General features: G+C 68.5%; 17 protein-coding genes. 8 read left to right on the forward strand and 9 right to left on the reverse strand.

Features of this window, described 5'->3' with window-relative positions; genetic code table 11:
* The first annotated feature begins 82 nt into the window (after positions 1-82).
* The gene (locus ACW5EG_RS06775; RefSeq protein ID WP_457018005.1) at positions 83-418 is read left to right on the forward strand and encodes a DUF3817 domain-containing protein; all 336 of its coding nucleotides are present in this window, start codon (positions 83-85) and stop codon (positions 416-418) included.
* A gap of 263 nt (positions 419-681) precedes the next feature.
* Here the strand turns inward: ACW5EG_RS06775 and hflD are convergent, their stop codons facing one another.
* From hflD to ACW5EG_RS06795, 4 genes are read right to left on the reverse strand one after another with little or no spacing between them, the layout of a single operon-like run.
* Positions 682-1284 (reverse strand): high frequency lysogenization protein HflD, encoded by a 603-nt coding sequence (gene hflD, locus ACW5EG_RS06780; protein ID WP_457018006.1) that lies wholly within the window; start codon positions 1282-1284, stop codon positions 682-684.
* Entirely contained in the window at positions 1281-2402 is a 1122-nt protein-coding gene (gene mnmA, locus ACW5EG_RS06785) for a tRNA 2-thiouridine(34) synthase MnmA (RefSeq protein ID WP_457021114.1), read from the reverse strand. Before mnmA ends, hflD begins: the two co-directional genes overlap by 4 nt.
* A complete protein-coding gene (locus ACW5EG_RS06790; protein ID WP_457018008.1) occupies positions 2399-2863 on the reverse strand; it encodes an NUDIX hydrolase in 465 nt (154 codons plus the stop codon). Before ACW5EG_RS06790 ends, mnmA begins: the two co-directional genes overlap by 4 nt.
* Positions 2864-2866: 3 nt before the next feature.
* Positions 2867-3343, reverse strand: coding sequence for a hypothetical protein (locus ACW5EG_RS06795; protein ID WP_457021115.1), 477 nt, complete (start codon positions 3341-3343; stop codon positions 2867-2869).
* Positions 3344-3449: 106 nt separating this feature from the next.
* Between ACW5EG_RS06795 and clpS the strand changes: the two genes are divergently transcribed.
* The gene (clpS, locus tag ACW5EG_RS06800) at positions 3450-3767 is read left to right on the forward strand and encodes an ATP-dependent Clp protease adapter ClpS (RefSeq protein WP_457018010.1); all 318 of its coding nucleotides are present in this window, start codon (positions 3450-3452) and stop codon (positions 3765-3767) included.
* 77 nt (positions 3768-3844) lie between these two features.
* Positions 3845-6124 carry an ATP-dependent Clp protease ATP-binding subunit ClpA gene (gene clpA / locus ACW5EG_RS06805; RefSeq protein ID WP_457018011.1) on the forward strand — a complete coding sequence of 760 codons (2280 nt, stop codon included), beginning with the start codon at positions 3845-3847 and terminating at the stop codon, positions 6122-6124.
* Between the two features lie 584 nt (positions 6125-6708).
* Here the strand turns inward: clpA and ACW5EG_RS06810 are convergent.
* The 5 genes from ACW5EG_RS06810 to trxB all read right to left on the reverse strand — a co-directional run bounded on the left by ACW5EG_RS06810 (position 6709) and on the right by trxB (position 12167).
* On the reverse strand, positions 6709-8562 hold the full coding sequence (locus ACW5EG_RS06810) for a DUF885 domain-containing protein (RefSeq protein WP_457021116.1): 1854 nt from the start codon (positions 8560-8562) through the stop codon (positions 6709-6711).
* 157 nt (positions 8563-8719) lie between these two features.
* Entirely contained in the window at positions 8720-8938 is a 219-nt protein-coding gene (gene infA, locus ACW5EG_RS06815) for a translation initiation factor IF-1 (RefSeq protein WP_112926214.1), read from the reverse strand.
* A gap of 105 nt (positions 8939-9043) precedes the next feature.
* Complete coding sequence (gene aat / locus ACW5EG_RS06820) at positions 9044-9790, reverse strand: leucyl/phenylalanyl-tRNA--protein transferase (protein ID WP_457021117.1); 747 nt, start codon at positions 9788-9790, stop codon at positions 9044-9046.
* Positions 9791-9907: 117 nt separating this feature from the next.
* Positions 9908-11041: a GNAT family N-acetyltransferase gene (locus ACW5EG_RS06825; RefSeq protein WP_457021118.1), complete on the reverse strand. Its 1134-nt coding sequence runs from the start codon at positions 11039-11041 to the stop codon at positions 9908-9910.
* A gap of 166 nt (positions 11042-11207) precedes the next feature.
* On the reverse strand, positions 11208-12167 hold the full coding sequence (gene trxB / locus ACW5EG_RS06830) for a thioredoxin-disulfide reductase (RefSeq protein WP_457021119.1): 960 nt from the start codon (positions 12165-12167) through the stop codon (positions 11208-11210).
* A 210-nt stretch (positions 12168-12377) separates the two neighbouring features.
* Between trxB and ACW5EG_RS06835 the strand changes: the two genes are divergently transcribed.
* The 5 genes from ACW5EG_RS06835 (at position 12378) to ACW5EG_RS06855 (ending at position 19000) form a co-directional block, all read left to right on the forward strand.
* A complete protein-coding gene (locus ACW5EG_RS06835) occupies positions 12378-13445 on the forward strand; it encodes an alanine dehydrogenase (protein ID WP_457021120.1) in 1068 nt (355 codons plus the stop codon).
* A gap of 46 nt (positions 13446-13491) precedes the next feature.
* Entirely contained in the window at positions 13492-15849 is a 2358-nt protein-coding gene (locus ACW5EG_RS06840) for a DNA translocase FtsK (RefSeq protein WP_457018426.1), read from the forward strand.
* Positions 15850-16189: 340 nt separating this feature from the next.
* On the forward strand, positions 16190-16816 hold the full coding sequence (lolA, locus tag ACW5EG_RS06845) for an outer membrane lipoprotein chaperone LolA (RefSeq protein ID WP_457021121.1): 627 nt from the start codon (positions 16190-16192) through the stop codon (positions 16814-16816).
* A gap of 59 nt (positions 16817-16875) precedes the next feature.
* Positions 16876-17556, forward strand: a complete 681-nt coding sequence (locus ACW5EG_RS06850; RefSeq protein ID WP_457021122.1) for a hypothetical protein — start codon at positions 16876-16878, stop codon at positions 17554-17556.
* Positions 17557-17629: 73 nt separating this feature from the next.
* Entirely contained in the window at positions 17630-19000 is a 1371-nt protein-coding gene (locus ACW5EG_RS06855; RefSeq protein WP_457018019.1) for a replication-associated recombination protein A, read from the forward strand.
* Positions 19001-19088: the final 88 nt, after the last annotated feature.

A 19088-nucleotide genomic window follows, 5' to 3' on the forward strand; every position in this document is an offset into this window, starting at 1 on the left:
GGCAAGACCCGCCGGGCGCTCATTCCCTTGCAGCGTCGCCCACTCCCTGCGGCGACCCTGCCTGATCTACGGAAGTGATCCGATGACGCGTTTTCGCGCGCTTGCCCCCGCGGGCAGGCTGTTCTCCATTGTCGCCCTGGTCGAAGCGGGAACCTGGGCCGGCCTGCTGGTCGGCATGCTGCTCAAGTACGGCACCGGTACCACCGAGCTGGGCGTCTGGCTGTTCGGGCGCCTGCACGGCGCCGCGTTCCTGCTCTATGTCGCCGTGGTCATGGTGGCGGGCGCGAAGCTGCGCTGGCCGATTTGGGCGCTGCTGCTGGCCCTGCTCGCCGCGATTCCGCCGTTGGCGACGCTGCCGCTGGAACTCTGGTATCGCCGGCGCGGACTACTCTCGGCCCGCGCCGTGTCGCAGGCCTGACCTGGCTGGCGTTCGCGCCTGAAGGCGCTCCTACAAGAGCTGCGCACCAGCCGCACATCCACGCGCACTTCCCTGTAGGAGCGGCTTCAGCCGCGATCACCGCCCCGGGCCCCGGATACCGCGTTCGCGCCTGAAGGCGCTCCTACAAGAATTGCGCAGCGCCTGCACCAGCCGCGCACCACGCGCACTCCCTGTAGGAGCGGCTTCAGCCGCGAGCAGCCCCAGCACACCCGGCCAGCCGGGTCACGCAGGAACAGCCACCCTCAGTCCAGCCAGCCCTCGATCGACTGCAGCAGCGCGCGTTTGCGCAGGAATACGTCCCACACGCTGCCGCCAAGCTGGCGCCACAGCACCGCCGAGCGCAGCGACGAGAGCAGGATGGCGCGGATCTCGGCCACCACCCCGGCTTGGCCCAGGTAGTGCGGGTTGCCCTGGACCATGACCTTGGGCCGCAGCTGGCTGACGGTCTCGGCATAGAGGCCGCCCAGGGCCGACAGCACCTCCGGATGGCTGCTGCCCAGGCGCTCGGCCTCGGTGCGGATGGCGAGGATGCCTTCATGCACGCGTTCGGCGACCTCGTCGTCGGCAACGAAGCGGCGTTCGAGCTGGGTCACCGCAAGGGCGAGCTTCGGCAACTGCGGGTCGTCGCCCTCGTTGGTGAGGTAATCGCGCAGCAACAGCAGGCCCGGACGCAGGTTGCGCGCGCCGCCGTAGACCTCTTCGGGCGAGGCGGCATCGATGCGGAACACGCTCTCCAGCGACGTGGCCAGCACGCTGGCGTCGGCCTGGCCGGTGTCGGCGATGCGGCGCACCTGTTTGAGCGCCTGCACCAGGCCGGCCAGGGCGAGGACGCGGTCGTCGATCATGCCGCGGCCCCGCGCAGGCGGCGCTCGAGCGCGGCGTCGGTGGCGGCGATGACGGCGCCGCCCAGGCAGGCGTCGCCGTCGTAGAGCACCACGGACTGGCCGGGCGTGACCGCGCGTTGCGGATTGCGGAATTGCACTTCGAGGCTGCCGCTGGATTCGTCGATGCTCACCTGGCAGGGTTCCTCCTGTTGCCGGTAACGGGTCTGGGCCGTGCATTCGAAGCGGCGCGCCGGCGGGGTTCCGCCGATCCAGTGCGCCGGCTCGCTCCACAGCCGTGTCGATCTGAGATATGGGCTGTCGCTGCCCTGGTCAACCACCAGCACGTTGCGCGCGACATCCTTGCCGACCACGTACCAGGGCGCGGCGTCGAAACCGCGCAGGCCCCCCAGCTGCAGGCCTTCACGCTGGCCGAGGGTGAAATAGAACACGCCCTGGTGGAAACCGACCACGCGTCCGTCAGGCGTCTGCATCTCGCCTTGCCGGGCGGGAAGGTACTGCGACAGGAAGCTGCGGAAATCGCGCTCGCCGATGAAGCAGATGCCGGTGGAATCCTTCTTGTCCGCGGTGGGCAGGCCCGCGTCGCGGGCAATCGTGCGCACGTCGCTCTTGGGCAGTCCGCCCAGCGGGAACACCGTGGCCGCCAGTTGCTCCTGCCCGAGCTGGTGCAGGAAGTAGGTCTGGTCCTTGCCGCGGTCGGCGGCGCGCAGCAGCCGCCACTGGCCACGATCGTGCGCCACCGCGGCGTAGTGCCCGGTCGCGATCTTCTCTGCGCCCAACATGCGGGCCGCATCCAGGAAATGCCGGAACTTGATCTCGCGGTTGCACAGCACGTCGGGGTTGGGCGTGCGGCCGGCCGCGTATTCGGCGATGAAATGCTCGAACACGCCGCTCCAGTACTCGGCCGAGAAATCGCGGAAGTGGATCGGGATGCCCAGCCTGCCGCAGACCGCGACCGCATCGCGGCGGTCGTCCTCGGCGCGGCATTCCCCGCTGCCATCCTCTGCCCAGTTCTGCATGAACAGCCCGGCGATCGGAGTACCGGCGTCGCGCAGCAGCAGCGCGGCGACCGAGGAATCGACCCCGCCGGACATGCCGACGATGACCTGCGGACCGCTCATCCCATGTTCTGCAGCAGCGACAGCGGATGCCGGCTGCCAGCCAGGTGGTCGGCCACCACCTGCCAGACCAGCGGGCTGCGATGGCGCGCCGATTCACCCCGCAGCTCCGACGGCGCCAGCCACAGCGCGCGCTCGATGCCCTCGTCCAGCGTGCGGCCCGGGTCATGCCCGACCGGCTCCGCCGCGAAGGCGAAGCGCAGGTAATGGCGCCCGCTTTCCGGGGCCTTCCACTGATAGGCTCCGATGAAGGCCGTCAGCCGCACGTCCCAGCCGGTTTCCTCGCGGGTCTCGCGCAACGCCGCGTCCATCAGGCTCTCGTCCGGTTCCAGATGGCCGGCCGGCTGGTTGAGCACCAGCCGACCCTGCACCCGCTCCTCCACGCACAGCAGCCGGCCACCGTCGACCACGACCGTGGCCACGGTCACGTCAGGTTGCCAGAAGCGGCCTTCGCGGTAGCTCATGCGTCAGAGTTCGTCGCGGTCGCCGCTGAACTCGATTTCCTTGTCGTCGGCCACCTGCGCGGCGATGTCCATCGCCGCCTCCAGCGCGGCCGCGTCGACGCTGTCGGGCAGCTTGATGACGAAGTACAGCGCGTCGCCGACGATTTCCCAGGCCCCCAGCTTCTGCGTGCGGCTGTCTTCGAGCAGGGCCAGGGCGCGGGCGCCGTTGATGCCGTCCTGGCCTACCCGGGCGGCCGGGGCGAATACCTCGCGGATGCGGAAGCCGGCGATGTCCTCGGTTGTGCCCGACACGAAGGCGAGCTGGGTGCGGCCCTCGTTGGCATAGTTGTAGACCACCTTGTAGTCGCCGTCCTCGTCCACCGTATAGGTCACGCCGCGCGCGTCCAGGCGCTTGGCCACGGACATATCGGCCCATGCGGGCAGGGAAAGCAGGGCGGCCAGCACCCCGATGGTCAGCATCAGCGGAATACGGTGTTTCATGACAGCCCCCTGTGGATTGGACGTGGATTGTCTCGCGCCGGCCGGCACGGCGTCCATGCCGCCGCGTATCGACCGGCAGGCCACGCCGCGTCCGTATAATTGCCCGATGACCCGCAAGCATCCCGAACACGAACACGGCACCGTCGTCGAGACCAGCAAGCCGGAGTTGGCGCGGCCACCGCTGTATTCGGTGCTGCTGCTGAACGACGACTACACCCCGATGGACTTCGTGGTCGAGGTCCTGGTGCGCTTTTTCAGCCTGGACCTGGAGCGCGCCACCCAGGTCATGCTGCACGTCCACACGCGCGGACGCGGTGTCTGCGGCGTGTTCAGCCGGGAGGTTGCCGAGTCCAAGGTCGCGCAAGTGAACGAATATGCCCGGCTCAACCAGCACCCCTTGCTCTGCACCATGGAAAAGGCCTAAAAGGGGCCGAAGGCCGGGCATGGAAAAGCCAGAGACGCGGCCCCATACAGGCTGCAGTTCCCTGGAGGTTACCTCCCATGTTCAGCAAGGATCTCGAGTACAGCATCGGCCAGTGCTACAAGCGCGCCCGCGAGGCGCGTGACGAGTACATGACGGTCGAGCATCTGCTGCTTGCACTGCTCGACAACCCGTCCGCCGAGGCCGTGCTCAAGGCCACCGGCGCGGACTTCACCCGCCTGCGCGGCGACCTGGAGCAGGCCATCCTGACTTCGGTCTCCAAACTACCCGACGACGACGGCCGCGACACCCAGCCCACGCTGGGCTTCCAGCGCGTGCTGCAGCGGGCGGTCTACCACGTCCAGTCCTCCGGCAAGAAGGAGGTCACCGGCGCCAACGTGCTGGTGGCGATCTTCGGCGAGAAGGACTCGCACGCGGTCTACTTCCTGCACCAGCAGGACGTCAGCCGCCTGGACGTCGTCAACTACATGTCCCATGGCATCGCCAAGACCGGCGGCGAGGCGCCCGAGCAGGGCGGCGAGGATGCAGCCGCGCGCGTCGAAGGCGCCGAAGGCGAGGCCAAGGGCGATGCGTTGGCCGAGTTCGCCACCGACCTCAACGCCATGGCCCGCGAAGGCCGCATCGACCCGCTGGTGGGTCGCGCCGATGAGATCGAACGCACCATCCAGGTGCTGTGCCGCCGGCGCAAGAACAACCCGCTGTACGTGGGCGAGGCCGGCGTGGGCAAGACCGCGATCGCCGAGGGCCTGGCGCGCCGCATCGTGCATGGTGAGGTGCCGGAGGTGCTGGCCGACGCGACCATCTATTCGCTCGACCTGGGCGCGCTGGTGGCCGGCACCAAGTACCGCGGCGATTTCGAGAAGCGGCTCAAGGCGGTGCTGTCGGCGATCAGGAAGCACCCGGGCGCGGTCCTGTTCATCGACGAGATCCACACCATCATCGGCGCCGGCTCGGCGTCGGGCGGCACCATGGACGCCTCGAACCTGATCAAGCCGGCGCTGGCCTCCGGCGAGCTGCGCTGCATCGGGTCGACCACGTTCCAGGAATACCGCGGCATCTTCGAGAAGGACCGCGCGCTGGCGCGCCGCTTCCAGAAGATCGACATCGTCGAGCCGACCGTGGGCGAAACCTACGAGATCCTGCGCGGCCTGAAGTCGAGGTACGAAGAGCACCACGACGTCCGGTACTTGGACGAGGCGCTGCAGGCGGCGGTCGACCTGTCGGTCAAGCACATCGGCGACCGGCTGCTGCCGGACAAGGCGATCGACGTGATCGACGAGGCCGGCGCACGCCAGCGGCTGCTGCCGCCGGACATGCGCAAGACCCTGATTGACGTCGAGGAGGTCGAGGCCATCGTGGCCAAGATGGCGCGCATTCCGACCAAGCAGGTCAGCGCCTCGGACAAGGACGTGCTCGAACACCTGGAGCGCAACCTGAAGATGGTGATCTTCGGCCAGGATCCGGCGATCGAAATGCTGACCTCGGCGATCAAGCTCTCGCGCAGCGGCCTGGCCAACCCGGACAAGCCGATCGGCAACTTCCTGTTCGCCGGCCCGACCGGCGTGGGCAAGACCGAGGTCACCCGCCAGCTCGCGCTGCAGCTCGGGATCGAGCTGGTGCGCTTCGACATGTCCGAGTACATGGAGCCACATTCGGTCAGTCGTCTGATCGGCGCGCCTCCGGGCTACGTCGGCTTCGACCAGGGCGGTCTGCTGACCGAGAAGATCGTCAAGACGCCGCACTGCGTGCTGCTGCTGGACGAGGTGGAGAAGGCGCACCCGGACATCTTCAACATCCTGCTGCAGGTGATGGACCGGGGCGTGCTGACCGACACCAACGGCCGCGAGGCGAACTTCCGCAACGTGATCGTGGTGATGACCACCAATGCCGGGGCCGCCCAAGCGGCGCGGCGCTCGATCGGCTTCACCCACCAGGACCACAGCACCGACGCGATGGAAGTGATCCGCAAAGGTTTCAGCCCGGAATTCCGCAACCGCCTCGATGCGATCGTGCAGTTCCAGTCGCTGGGCATGGACCATATCCTGCGCGTGGTGGACAAGTTCCTGATCGAACTGGAAACCCAGCTACACGAGAAGAACGTGGCGATGTCGGCCACACCGGCGGCGCGTGAGTGGCTGGCCTCGCACGGCTTCGACCCGCAGATGGGCGCCCGGCCGATGTCGCGCGTGATCCAGGACAAGGTCAAGCGCCCGCTGGCCGACGAACTGCTGTTCGGCAAGCTCGCCAACGGCGGCCGCGTCAGCATCGACGTCAAGGACAACGCACTGGTGGTCGAGAGCTTCCCCGAGCCGGAGAAGCTGTTGCCGGCGACGGTTTAGCTGCACACGCGGCATCTGGCGCCCGGCCCGTTGCCGGCGCGCGTGGAAGAGGCGGCCCGCAGGGGCCGCCTTTTTTGGTTCTTCTCCCATTCGAGGGGAGTCCGCCGGGTAGGCGCGATCAGGCCTGCGTCCGGGAGTCGTTCCGGGCCGGGGGTTGCTCCCCGGCTCGGTCAGCCATCCATGGCTGACTCGCCGCCGCAGCGCATCCATGCGCTGCTTTCCGCAACCCCCGCCCCGGAACGACCATCGTCCAGTCACTGGCATGGCTTCGAAAAAAGCGCGCACCGAAGCATCGCAGCACCAGTCGCAGTGAGCCGTGCCCTGGCGAGCGGGGATCGCGGCAAGCAAAACATGGATGTTTTGCGCGCGAGTCAGGGCAGGATGCCCTGACCGAGCGAAAAGCGATTCCCGCTCGACAGGGCGCGGCGTCCATTCGAAGCCTGCGCCGGACTTCCAGCAATCGTGTTCACCTTCTCCCTTTGATTGGGAGAGGAACCTTTTTTTGTCTGCTCCCCGACTGCGCGAAGAACCTTCTGTCTTTTGGCCTTCCAGGGTCCCGCGCCTACGGTCGCGGGCCGGGTGGATTAGCCTGCCTTGCGTGCCACGACCCACTGGTCCACGCGTCGCTCCAACAGGTTCAGGGGCAGGGCGCCGCCGCCGAGCACGGCGTCGTGGAAGCCGCGGATGTCGAAGCGGTCGCCAAGTTCGGCCTCGGCCTTCCGGCGCAGTTCCTGGATGCGAATCATGCCGATCTTGTAGGCCGTGGCCTGGCCCGGCCAGGTGATGTAGCGCTGGATCTCCGAGCGGATCGCGGCCTCGGGCGTCGCGGAATTGGTGCTGAAGTACTCCACCGCCTGCTGCTCGGTCCAGCCCTTGGCGTGCAGGCCGGTGTCCACGACCAGACGCACTGCCCGCCACAGCTCGGAAGCCAGCCGGCCGTACTCGGAATAGGGGTCGACGTAGGTCCCCGGCATTTCCCGGGCCAGCCACTCCGCATACAGGCCCCAGCCTTCCGAATAGGCAGTCGACCGCGCCTGGGTGCGGAACTCGGGAACGCCGGTGAGTTCCTGAGCGATCGAGATCTGCATGTGGTGGCCCGGCAGGCCCTCGTGGTAGGCAATGACCTCGAGCTCAGGCTTGGGCATCGAGTTCATGTCAGACAGGTGTGCGTAGTACACGCCCGGGCGCGAGCCGTCGGCGGTGCCGGGGAAATAGTGCTGCGCGGCGCCGGGCTGTTCGCGGAAGGGCTCGACGCGCTTGACCACCAGGTCGGCCTTCGGCAGCAGGCCGAAGTACTGCGGCAGCACCTTCTTGATGTTGTCGATCGCGCGCGTGGCGTCGTCGATGTAGGCCTGGCGGCCGGCGTCGGTGTCGGGGTACTTGAACTTGGGGTCGGTCGAGATGTGCCGGAAGAACGCCTGCAGGTCGCCCTCGAAGCCGACCCGCTTCATCAGCGCCTCCATTTCGCCATGGATGCGCTTGACCTCGTCCAGGCCGATCTGGTGCACCGCATCGGCGTCGAGGTCGGTGGTGGTGTGCATCCGCAGCTGGTGGCGGTAGTAATCCGCACCGTCGGGCTGGGTGCTGCCGACGCCTGCGGGATTGTCGATGGCGTTGGCACGGTCGGCCTCCGCCCACGCGATCAGTTCGCGATAGCCGGGCTGGATGTTGTCCAGCAGCGCCTGGCGCGCCTGCGCCTGGAGTGCGGTGGCGCGGGCGGCATCAATGGCGCCGGCCTTCACCAGGCTTGCGGCCTTGGCCTGCAGGTCTGCCCACAGCGCCGAGTCCTTGCCCTCGTCGAATGGCGCGCCGGTGATCACCGCGCGCGCCTCCCTGAGCACGCCGTCGTAGGCGAACCGGGGCATGCGGTAGCCGTCGCCGGCGTTGCGCCGGGCCAGCTCGAGCATCTGCGTCATCGCGCGTCGCGCTTCCTGCAGGCGGGCGAGGTAGGCCAGGTAGTCGGCCTCGGTTTCAACCTTGTGGAAGTTGATCAGGAACGTCGGCAGGAACGACTGCGCGCCCTGCATCTGGTTGAACACGTAGACATTGCGCCGGTACTGGTTGGCCGCGGCAGCGTTCTCGTACTGCAGCTTCCACAGGTCCCAGGATAGCTTGGCCTCGTCGTCGAGCGCGTCGCGGTCGAAGTTCGCCTCCATCTCGACCACCGTGGCCTTGCGCCACGCCAGCTGCTGGTCCATCGCCTGCTCGGACATGTCGTCTAGCTTGTCGTAGAGCTCCTTGCGGCCGAGGAAGGTGAGGCTGATCGGGCTGAAACGCAGCTCTTCCTCGTACTTCTGCGCGAACCACGCGTTGAGCCGCTGGCTCTCGCTCCGCACGGTCTCGGCGGCTGTTTGCGCCTGTTGTGCAAAGACGGCCGGAGCCGCGAGCGCAAGCGCCAGGGACAGGGCGAGGGTACGGACCAGGGCGGGCCTTTGCATCGGGCAACTCCATCAGGTGGATGCCGGAAGCATAGGCGCGGCATGCCCGTCCCGCCATGCGACTGATGGCAGGGGGCATCCGGGTGTGGTGGCACGCCGTCGGGCGTGGTGCAGGAGGCATGCGCCGCGGCGCGGCGCGACCGGCCGGTGGGCCGGATTACTTCATGCGGTAGGTGATGCGACCCTTGGTGAGGTCGTAGGGGGTCATCTCGACCTTGACCTTGTCACCGGTCAGGATGCGGATGTAGTTCTTGCGCATACGTCCAGAAATATGCGCGATGATCTCGTGCCCGTTCTCCAGCTTCACCCGGAACATGGTGTTCGGGAGGGTTTCGGAGATCGTGCCTTCGAATTCAATGACGTCGTCTTTCGCCATGCGTCCTGTTGCCAGTGGTTGCGGGCGCGCCACTGCCTCGAAAATAAGCGTGGCATTCTGACACGGGCGCACTGTTGATGCAAAGCCGCAGCTGGCGCGCGACGTTCATTTCGCGAGATTGTGCAGCGGCAACTCGCCGAAACCGGAAGTCCAGGGGCCGGCGGCTTCGGGCGTCTCGACCAGCCCCGCGACCACGTCCAGGAACGCGGCGCGCGGCATGTGCATCGCGCCCAGTTTGAGCAGGTGTGCGTTTTCCACCTGTGCGTCGATCAGCGGCCAGCCGTGTCCGTGCAGCCAGTGCGCCAGTGCCGCCAGCGCAGCGGTGGAGCCGCCGGAGGCATCGCTGAACATGCTCTCGCCGAAGAACATCCGCCCCACCGCGACTCCGTAGATTCCGCCGACGAGCGCGGCGTCCGGCGCGGCATCGGCGAACACCTCGACGCTGTGCGCATGGCCGAGCCGGTGCAGGTGCAGGTAGGCCTCGCGCATCGGTGGCGTGATCCATGTGCCCGCCTGTCCCGCGCGGGGTGCGCTGGCGCAGCGGCCGATGACCCGTTCAAAGGCGGTATCGGCCCTTGCCACCCAAGGCGACCGGCGCAGGCTGCGCCGGAAGCGCGAGGACAGCCGCACCGCGTCGGTGCCGAACACCATGCGCGGGTCCGGTGACCACCACAGGATCGGCTGCCCGTCCGAATACCACGGGAAGATGCTGTGCCGGTAGGCGTTGAGCAACCGCGGCGCGGACAGGTCGCCGCCATAGGCGAGCAGGCCATCGGGCTGGCGCAACGCGGTCGACGCGTCGGGGAACGGCGCGTTCGGATCGTCACCCAGTCGCGGCAGATGCAGGCTCACGCCCCCATTGTAGGAGCGGCTTCAGCCGCGAGCGGCAGCACAGCCACCCGGTCGAGCGATCGTGGGCGTGGAGAGCTGTCGGTGGTCCTGGCGCGGTGGTCGCGGCTGAAGCCGCGCCTACGGGTTGGCGGGGGTGTTCCGGAAGGGCGATCGCTGGTCGAGCCAGCGCTTGTTGCGTTCGACCACCGTGCGCTCTTCCCCACACCAGGCCGAAAGCGCCTCGCGGAAGCGCGGGTCCGCGATCCAGTGCCGGCTGTGCACGAAGGTCGGCAGGAAGCCTCGCGCGATCTTGTGCTCGCCCTGCGCGCCGGGTTCGAACACGCGCAGGCCCTCGCGCAGACAGTAGTCGATCCCCTGGTAATAGCAGGTCTCGAAGTGCAGGCCGGGCAGGGTGGCGATGGCGCCCCAGTAGCGCCCGTACAGCGTGTCGCCACCGCGCAGGCAAAGCGCCCCGGCGACGTCCTTGCCCTCGTGCACGGCGAAGAACATCACCAGCCGATCGGGCATGGTCGCGGCGAGGTGCTGCAGGAAGCCTTGCGTGAGCGCCGGCGAGTTGCCGTATTCGGCAAAGGTCTGCAGGTAGAAGCCGTGCATCGTGGCCAGATCGGCTGCGCTGGCGTCGTCGCCGTGCACGGTGCGGAAGCCGATGCCGGCGCGCGTCACCTTCGCCCGCTCCTGGCGGATGTTCTTGCGGTGCTTGTGGTCCATCGCCGCGAGGTAATCGTCGAAGTTCGACCAGCCACCGTCGTTGCGCCAGTGGTACTGGATGTCGGTGCGCGCGAGCCAGTCCCCGCCGAAGTCCGTGTCCTCGCCGCCACCGTGGAAGTTGACGTGGGCGGACGACAGCGCAAGGCGCCCGGCCTCGGCAACCAGCGCATCGGCGAGCGCCGCACGCAGCCCTGCGGTTGGCGCCAGCAGGCGTGGCCCGGTGACGGGCGAGTAGGGCACGCCGCAAAGCAGCTTGGGGAAGTAGTCCTGCCCGTGCTGCGCGTACGCATGCGCCCAGGCATGGTCGAACACGAACTCGCCGTGCGAGTTGTGCTTCAGGTACGCGGGTGCGGCCGCGAGCAGACGCTCGCCGTCCCAGAGTGCGACATGGTGCGGCGTCCAGCCCCAGTCCGCGCGCAGGCAGCCGGTGTCTTCGAGCCCCGAGAGGAAAGCATGGGCGACGAAGGGATTGCCATCGTGCAGGGCGTCCCAGGCCAGCGCTGGGATGTCCGAAAGTCGTCGATGTATCCGCAGGTCCGGCATGTTGTCCCGCTGTGATTCCGACGAGGTGCTTTGCAGCCGCGAGGACCGGTCAGTGGGGGACCCGGATTGCCGCCAGACGCTTGCAAGCCCGTCCAGGGTGCTCGCGAGGGCCGGCAGCGCGTCCGTGCGAGTGGCACGAACCGCCGCGGGCAGTCCGCGACCGCGGCTAAGCGCCCTTGTCGAGGAACCGCTCCGCATCCAGCGCCGCCATGCAGCCGAAGCCGGCGGAGGTGACGGCCTGGCGATAGACCTGGTCGGCGACATCGCCCGCGGCGAACACGCCCTTGACCGAGGTTTCGGTGGCGCCGCCGGCCAGGCCCGATCGGATGTCGAGGTAGCCGCTGTTCATCGCCAGCTGGCCTTCGAACAGGGCGGTGTTGGGCGTATGGCCGATGGCGACGAAGAAGCCGTGCACGTCGATCTCGCGCGTGCTCCCGTCCTGCACCGACTTCAGGCGCATGCCGGTCACCCCGGCGTCGTTGCCCAGGACTTCGTCGACCACGTGGTGCCAGACCGTCTCGATCTTGCCGGCCGCGACCTTCGTCATCAGCTTGTCCTGCATGATCTTTTCCGCGCGCAGAGTGTCGCGGCGGTGCACCAGGTAGACCTTGCGGGCGATGTTGGACAGGTACAGCGCTTCCTCGACCGCGGTGTTGCCGCCGCCGACCACGGCCACGTCCTGGTCCTTGTAGAAGAACCCGTCGCAGGTGGCGCAGGCGGACACGCCGCGGCCCTTGAACGTCTCCTCCGACTCCAGCCCCAGGTACTTCGCGGTGGCGCCGGTCGCGATCACCAGCGCGTCGCAGGTGTAGCTGCCGCTGTCGCCGACCAGGCGGAACGGACGCTGCGATAGGTCGGCGGTGTGGATGTGGTCGAACACCACCTCGGTCTCGAAGCGTTCGGCATGCGCCTGCATGCGCGCCATCAGGTCCGGGCCGAGCAGGCCGTGGGCGTCGCCCGGCCAGTTGTCGACCTCGGTCGTGGTCATCAGCTGCCCGCCCATCTGCAGGCCGGTGATGACCACGGGCTTGAGGTTGGCGCGCGCGGCGTAGACGGCGGCGGTCCAGCCGGCAGGGCCGGAACCGAGGATGACAAGGCGGATGTGCCGGGGTGCGGAAAGTGACATGTATACTCGCAGGTCGTGAAGTCGCGGCGTATCGAAGCTCATAGCTTGGCGTCGTGACGGCGGCAACACAAGGCGCGAACAGGCCCTGCCGGCGAAACGCAGCGTCCATCGCGCGTCGCGCCGGGCGCACGGCTTCCTCCGGAACCTTGCACGTGCTGCGCGGTTTTTCGCAGGCCCTGACCACGCGGACAACGGCATCGGAGCGGACGCATGCGCATCGGGGTACCGAAGGAAACCAAGGCGCTCGAAGGTCGCGTCGCGCTGGTCCCGGCGGCGGTTGGCGACCTGGTGCGGCGCGGCCATGCGGTGTGGATCGAACAAGGTGCAGGCCTGCTGTCCGGTTTCGCGGACGCGGAGTACGAGCGCCTCGGTGCGCGCATCGCGCCCGATGCCGCGACCCTGTACGGGCAGGGCGAACTGATCGTCAAGGTCAAGGAACCGGTCGATGGCGACCTGGCCCTGCTGCGCGAACACCACCTCCTGTTCTGCTACCTGCATCTGGCGCCCGACCCGGTGCTGGCGCGGCGGCTGCTCGACATCGGCCTGACCGGCATCGCGTTCGAGACCGTCGAGCTCGACAGCGGCGAGCTGCCTTTGCTGGCGCCGATGTCGACGATTGCCGGCAGGATCGCGGTGCAGCTTGGCACCGCCTACCTGCACCAGCCACTGGGCGGCAAGGGCACCCTGCTTGGCGGGCTGCCGTCGACCCCGCGCGGCAAGGTGGTGGTGTTCGGCGCCGGCCAGGCGGGTGGCGCGGCGGTCGCTGCCGCCGCGGCGGGCGGCGCCAACGTGGTGGTGTTCGAGACGCGCCAGGATCGTCGCGACGCGATGATGCGCGTTGGCCAGAACGTCACCACCCTGCATCCCTATGACGACCTCGTCGCGCGTGAGGTGGCGTCGGCCGACCTGGTGATTGGTGCAGTGCTGGTGACCGGCGCGGTCGCCCCGCACGTGCTCACGCGCGAGATGGTCCGGGCGGTGGAGGACGGCAGCGTGCTGGTCGACATCGCGATCGACCAGGGCGGTTGCTTCGAGACCTCGCGTCCGACCACCTGGCAGGCGCCGACCTACGTGGAGGAGGGGGTCACCCACTTCTGCGTGACCAACATGCCCGGTGCGGTACCGCGGACCAGCTCCGAGGCGATCTGCGCGGCGATCCTGCCCTGGGTCGACCGGCTGGCCTCGGGCGACTGGCGCGGCCACCCGGCGCTGCTGCGCGGCGTCAACGTCGAGGCCGGCCGGCTTGTGCATCCGGCCCTGCAATCGCTCGACCTTTGAATTAAGATCAAGGCATTGGGTCGGTTTCCTAAGGCAGTGGATGACGGTGGCACGCGCGATTCCTGAACGCGGCAAGCGCCCGCGCGCGACGGCGAAAGAAGCCGCGCCGCCGGACCCGCGCCGGCAGCGTCTGCTGCGCGACATCGCGATGATCCTGATCGCGCCGCTGCTGCTGTACCTGCTGGTGTGCCTGGCCACGCATTCGCCCGACGACCCGGGCTGGTTTGTCGCCTCCGGCGGCGGCGTGGCCAGCGAGCTGCACAACGCCGGTGGCCCGGTCGGCGCGCGCATCGCCGACATCCTGCTGGGCCTGACCGGCTACGTCGCCTACCTGCTGCCGCTGATCCTGGGCGCAATCGCCTGGATCGCCCTGTTCGGCATGGATTCGGATGGAGACGGCCGGGTCGATTTTGGTCCGGCGCTGCGCCTGGTCGGCATCGTCGGCTTCGTGGTGGCGGGCACCGGGATGCTGTACCTGCGGCTGGGCAATGTCGAAGGCATGCCGCAGGGCGGTGGCGGCATCCTCGGGCGGCTGGTCGGCAACTCGCTCGACCGCGGCTTCGGCGCACTGGGCGGCAACCTGTTCCTGCTCGCGCTGCTGCTGGTGTCGGTGACCCTGGCCACCGGGCTGTCGTGGCTGGCCGTGGCCGACCGTGTCGGTGGCTGGGTGTTGAGGCTGCCGGAGCTGCTGCGCCGCGGCCGCAAGCAGGCGGCCGACCGCATGGAGGCGCACGAGCGTCGCGCCGAGCGCGTGGAAACGCGCAAGGTCGACACCGAGCTGCGCGCCAAGCGCGAGAAGGTCAGGATCGAACCACCGCCGGCACCGGTGGTGGAAAAGAGCGACCGGGCACGGCGCGAGCAGCAGATCCCGCTGTTCCACGTCGGCGACGGCAGCGGCATCCCGCCGCTGGCCCTGCTGGATGATCCAAAGCCGCAGGTCAAGGGCTACGACGAGGGCACGCTGGAGACGCTGTCCCGGCAGATCGAGTTCAAGCTCAAGGATTTCCGCATCGACGCGCAGGTGGTCGGCGCCTATCCCGGCCCGGTCATCACCCGCTTCGAGATCGAACCCGCGCCGGGCATCAAGGTCAGCCAGATCAGTTCGCTGGACAAGGACATCGCACGCGGGCTTTCGGTGAAGTCGGTGCGCGTGGTCGACGTGATCCCGGGCAAGGCGGTGATCGGCCTGGAAACGCCCAACACCCATCGCGAGATGATCTATCTCAGCGAGCTGCTGCGCTCGAAGGAATACGACAAGGCCACCAGCCCGCTGACCCTGGCGCTGGGCAAGGACATCGCCGGCCGCCCGACCGTGGCCGATCTTGCGCGCATGCCGCACCTGCTCGTCGCCGGCACCACCGGTTCGGGCAAGTCGGTTGCGGTCAACGCGATGGTGCTGAGCCTGCTGTACAAAGCGTCCGCAAAGGACCTGCGGATGCTGATGATCGACCCGAAGATGCTGGAGCTCAGCGTCTACCAGGGCATCCCGCACCTGCTGGCGCCGGTGGTCACCGACATGAAGGAGGCCGGCAACGGCCTGCGCTGGTGCGTGGCCGAGATGGAGCGGCGCTACAAGCTGATGAGCGCGGTGGGCGTGCGCAACCTCGCCGGCTTCAACAAGAAGGTGCGCGAGGCGCAGGAAGCCGGCCAGCCGCTGCTCGACCCGCTGTTCCGCCCGAACCCCGAGTCCAGCGAGGTCGCCGAGCCGCTGGAGACGCTGCCGTTCATCGTCATCTTCATCGACGAATTCGCCGACATGATGATGATCGTCGGCAAGAAGGTCGAGGAACTGATCGCGCGCCTGGCGCAGAAGGCGCGCGCCGCCGGCATCCACCTGATCCTGGCCACGCAGCGCCCGTCGGTGGACGTGATCACCGGCCTGATCAAGGCCAACATTCCCACGCGCATCGCGTTCCAGGTCTCGAGCAAGATCGATTCGCGCACCATCCTCGACCAGTCCGGCGCCGAGACCCTGCTTGGCCATGGCGACATGCTCTACCTGCCGCCAGGCACGGCGCTGCCCGAACGCGTGCACGGCGCCTTTGTCTCCGACGAGGAGGTGCACCGCGTGGTCGAGCACCTCAAGCAGAGCGGCGGCGGCCCGGATTACGTCGAAGGCGTGCTCGACGAGGCGCAGACCATGTACGACGGCAGCACGATCGGCGCGACCGGACTACCCGAGGCCGGCAGCGCAGCGGGCGACGAGTCCGATCCGCTGTACGACGAGGCGGTGAAGATCGTCACCGAGACGCGGCGTGCGTCGATCTCCGGCGTGCAGCGGCGCTTGAAGATTGGCTACAACCGCGCCGCGCGCCTGGTCGAGGCGATGGAGGCGGCCGGCGTGGTGTCCGCGCCCGAGCACAACGGCGACCGCTCCGTCCTCGCACCCCCGCCGCCCAAGTAGGAGCGTCGCGACGCCGGAGATCGTGTCGGCTGTTGCCCCCACCCCGGCCCTCCCCCGCAGGCGGGGGAGGGAGCAGGAAGGGCGCGATCACGCTGCTCTCCTCCCCCGCAGGCGGGCGAGGGAGCAAGCCGCGGAGAGGGGCGACGCACGTGAGCACGCTCTTCTCCTTCCCCCGCCTGCGGTGGAAGGCCGGGATGGGGGCGCGCGCAGCGCGGACTCCCTTATCCGGTACTCGTCCGTCTTCCACCCCGGTTCCCGTTGTCTTGAACTGGATGGGCGAAGTGCTTGTTCAGCTTGCTGTTTGCAGACTTGCGCTACCCATCCCCGAGGACCGCCTTCCATGATCCGCAATTGCCGCTGGCTGCTTGTCGCAATCGCCCTGCTGGCCGGTGCCGCGCACGCCGGCGCGCGCGAGCAGCTCGACAGCTTCACCCGTGGGCTCAAGGGCCTGGACGGGCAGTTCACCCAGCAGGTCTTCGACGACAACGGCCGCGTCCGCGAGTCGTCCAGCGGTCGCGTCGCGCTGTCGGCGCCGCGCCTGTTCCGCTGGGAATACGAGAAGCCCTATCCGCAGCTGATCGTGGCCGACGGCAAGACCGTCTGGGTCTACGATCCGGACCTCGAGCAGGTCAGCCGGCGCCCACAGGGCAGCGCCGAACAGGACAGCCCGCTCGCCGCACTGCTCGACCCGGCCCGCCTTGACCGGGATTTCCTGGTCGAGGAAGACGGTGAATCGGACGGACTGCAGTGGCTGGTCCTGAAGCCGAAGCAGAACGCCGAGGAGGCCGCATTCCAGAGCGCGCGACTGGGCATGGGCGATACCGGCCTGGCGCGGATGGAGATTGTCGACGCGCTCGGCCAGCGCACGCAGATCCGGTTCAGCGGCTGGAAGCGCAATCCCGCATTTGCCGCCGACACGTTCACCTACACGCCGCCGGCGGGCGTGGACGTGGTCGGCGAGGGCTGACCGGCTCGGCGCTGGCGGCGCCGGACACAGGGAGACGCATGCACGGGCAACCGCAACCGATGATCCGACGCCGCTACGACGCCCGGCTGCTGTTAATCACCGCTTGCCTGGCGACGCTGCCCGCGCTGGCGCAGTCGACCCCGGTGGCGACGTCGCCGGTCCAGGTGTCGGCGTCCGTACCGCAGCGTCTTGCGACCAGCGGCGACGAGGCGCTGGACAATGCGGTGGCCGCGGTGGTCGTCGCCGCGCTGGCGGAACAGATGAATACGGCTTCGATCGCAGTGGCCATCGAGTCGTTCGATGTCGCCATCGCCAGCGTGAGCGACCGCACCGTCAGCGGTCAGGGGCGCGTGCGGCTGGGGGATGATGCCGACTGGATCGGGTTCCGGTTCAGCACGCTCTACGACACCACGTTCGCCAGCGCCGGCTATCCGCGGATCCTGATCGGCGGGGTCGCGACCGGCGAGCGCGAAGTGCCGAACGATTCGGCGCTCGTGCGCCAGCTCGAGGAGCGCGTGGCAGTCGAACTCGACCGGCAGTTCGGCAACACCCAGGCGCGACTTCAGCTCGACGACATCAGCACGGTCGAGGGCGGGCGCAGGCTGCTGCGCATCAACGCCCAGGGCATCGCCGATTTCGGCCGCAACGGCAATACGCCGGTGCGCATCGAGGCGCTGTACGACCGCATCGCCAACGCCTGGCAGCGGGTCAACTACGAACTCGGGGTCGCGGCGCGCTGACGCGGGCGTTCGCGCGCCCTGCGAGTCGGTCTTGCTATCGTGGCCGGCCTGTTCCCTGCCTGATCCCCACGCCGTGCCACGCGCCAGGACCTCCCCGCCCGATCAACGCGGCGACCTGCTCACGGTCGATCGCGACGCCCTGCGCCCGCTGGCCGAACGCATACGTCCGCGCACGCTCGACGAAATGGTGGGCCAGCGCCGGCTGGTTTCGCCCGACTCGGCACTGCGCCAGTCGATCGAGGCCGGCGCCGTGCATTCGATGGTGCTGTGGGGGCCGCCTGGCTGCGGCAAGACCACGCTGGCGCTGCTGCTGGCGCGCTATGCCGACGCCGAGTTCCGATCGGTCTCGGCCGTGCTCTCGGGCCTGCCCGAGGTGCGCCAGGTGCTGGCCGAAGCCGCGCATCGGTTTGCCGAAGGCCGCCGCACCGTGCTGTTCGTGGACGAGGTGCACCGCTTCAACAAGGCGCAGCAGGATGCGTTCCTGCCGCATATCGAACGCGGCACGATCGTGTTCGTCGGCGCCACCACCGAGAACCCGTCATTCGAACTGAACTCCGCGCTGCTTTCGCGCTGCCGCGTGCACGTGATGGAGGCAGTCTCGGCCGAAGACATCCACCTCGCGCTTGCGCATGCGCTGGCGGACACCGAGCGCGGCCTTGGCGGACGCGGGCTGCAGATCGAGGATACGCAGCTGCACCTGGTCGCGGTCGCCGCCGACGGCGACGTGCGTCGCGGCCTGACCCTGCTCGAGATCGCCGCCGAGCTGGTGGGCGAGGGCGGCGCGATCACCGATGCGGTGCTGGAGCAGGTGCTGGCCGACCGCACCCGCCGCTTCGACAAGGGTGGTGAGCAGTTCTACGACCAGATATCGGCGCTGCACAAGTCGGTGCGCAGCTCCAATCCCGACGCGGCGCTGTACTGGCTGGCGCGGATGCTCGACGGCGGCTGCGACCCGGTCTACCTGGCGCGGCGCATGACCCGCATGGCGGTCGAGGACATCGGCCTGGCCGATCCGCGCGCGCTGCAGATGGCCGTCGATGCCTGGGACACCTACGACCGCCTCGGCAGCCCAGAGGGCGAACTCGCGCTGGGACAGTTGGCGATCTACCTCGCCAGCACCGCCAAGTCCAACGCCGCCTACGTGGCGTTCAAGGCCGCACGTCGCGACGTGGCCGAGTACGGGACCCAGGACGTGCCGATGCACCTGCGCAACGCGCCGACCAAGCTGATGAAGGAACTCGGCTACGCCAAGGGCTACCAGTACGATCACGACCGCGATGGCGGCGTCGCGCTGGACCAGACCGGATTCCCCGATGCGATGGGCGAGCGGGTGTATTACCAGCCGGTCGAACGCGGGCTGGAGCTCAAGCTCAAGGACAAGCTCGACCGTTTGCGCGAGGCGCGCTCGGGCGCGAAACCCGCGCCTCCGGAGCGCGGCGGATAGCAGTTGGACGTGGCGTGGCAGGCGCGCCAGCGGCTGTTTTCGTAGCGCGCGATCCAACCCAAGTCCCACTCTTCACCGGGTTCCGGCG

The organism is Luteimonas sp. A611 (genome assembly GCF_054072715.1).

Coding starts and splice junctions, on each gene's coding strand:
- ACW5EG_RS06775 (WP_457018005.1), top strand. CDS start 83: ATGACGCGTTTTCGCGCGCTTGCCCCCGCGGGCAGGCTGTTCTCCATT.
- hflD (WP_457018006.1), bottom strand. CDS start 1,284: ATGATCGACGACCGCGTCCTCGCCCTGGCCGGCCTGGTGCAGGCGCTC.
- mnmA (WP_457021114.1), bottom strand. CDS start 2,402: ATGAGCGGTCCGCAGGTCATCGTCGGCATGTCCGGCGGGGTCGATTCC.
- ACW5EG_RS06790 (WP_457018008.1), bottom strand. CDS start 2,863: ATGAGCTACCGCGAAGGCCGCTTCTGGCAACCTGACGTGACCGTGGCC.
- ACW5EG_RS06795 (WP_457021115.1), bottom strand. CDS start 3,343: ATGAAACACCGTATTCCGCTGATGCTGACCATCGGGGTGCTGGCCGCC.
- clpS (WP_457018010.1), top strand. CDS start 3,450: ATGACCCGCAAGCATCCCGAACACGAACACGGCACCGTCGTCGAGACC.
- clpA (WP_457018011.1), top strand. CDS start 3,845: ATGTTCAGCAAGGATCTCGAGTACAGCATCGGCCAGTGCTACAAGCGC.
- ACW5EG_RS06810 (WP_457021116.1), bottom strand. CDS start 8,562: ATGCAAAGGCCCGCCCTGGTCCGTACCCTCGCCCTGTCCCTGGCGCTT.
- infA (WP_112926214.1), bottom strand. CDS start 8,938: ATGGCGAAAGACGACGTCATTGAATTCGAAGGCACGATCTCCGAAACC.
- ACW5EG_RS06825 (WP_457021118.1), bottom strand. CDS start 11,041: ATGCCGGACCTGCGGATACATCGACGACTTTCGGACATCCCAGCGCTG.
- trxB (WP_457021119.1), bottom strand. CDS start 12,167: ATGTCACTTTCCGCACCCCGGCACATCCGCCTTGTCATCCTCGGTTCC.
- ACW5EG_RS06835 (WP_457021120.1), top strand. CDS start 12,378: ATGCGCATCGGGGTACCGAAGGAAACCAAGGCGCTCGAAGGTCGCGTC.
- lolA (WP_457021121.1), top strand. CDS start 16,190: ATGATCCGCAATTGCCGCTGGCTGCTTGTCGCAATCGCCCTGCTGGCC.
- ACW5EG_RS06850 (WP_457021122.1), top strand. CDS start 16,876: ATGATCCGACGCCGCTACGACGCCCGGCTGCTGTTAATCACCGCTTGC.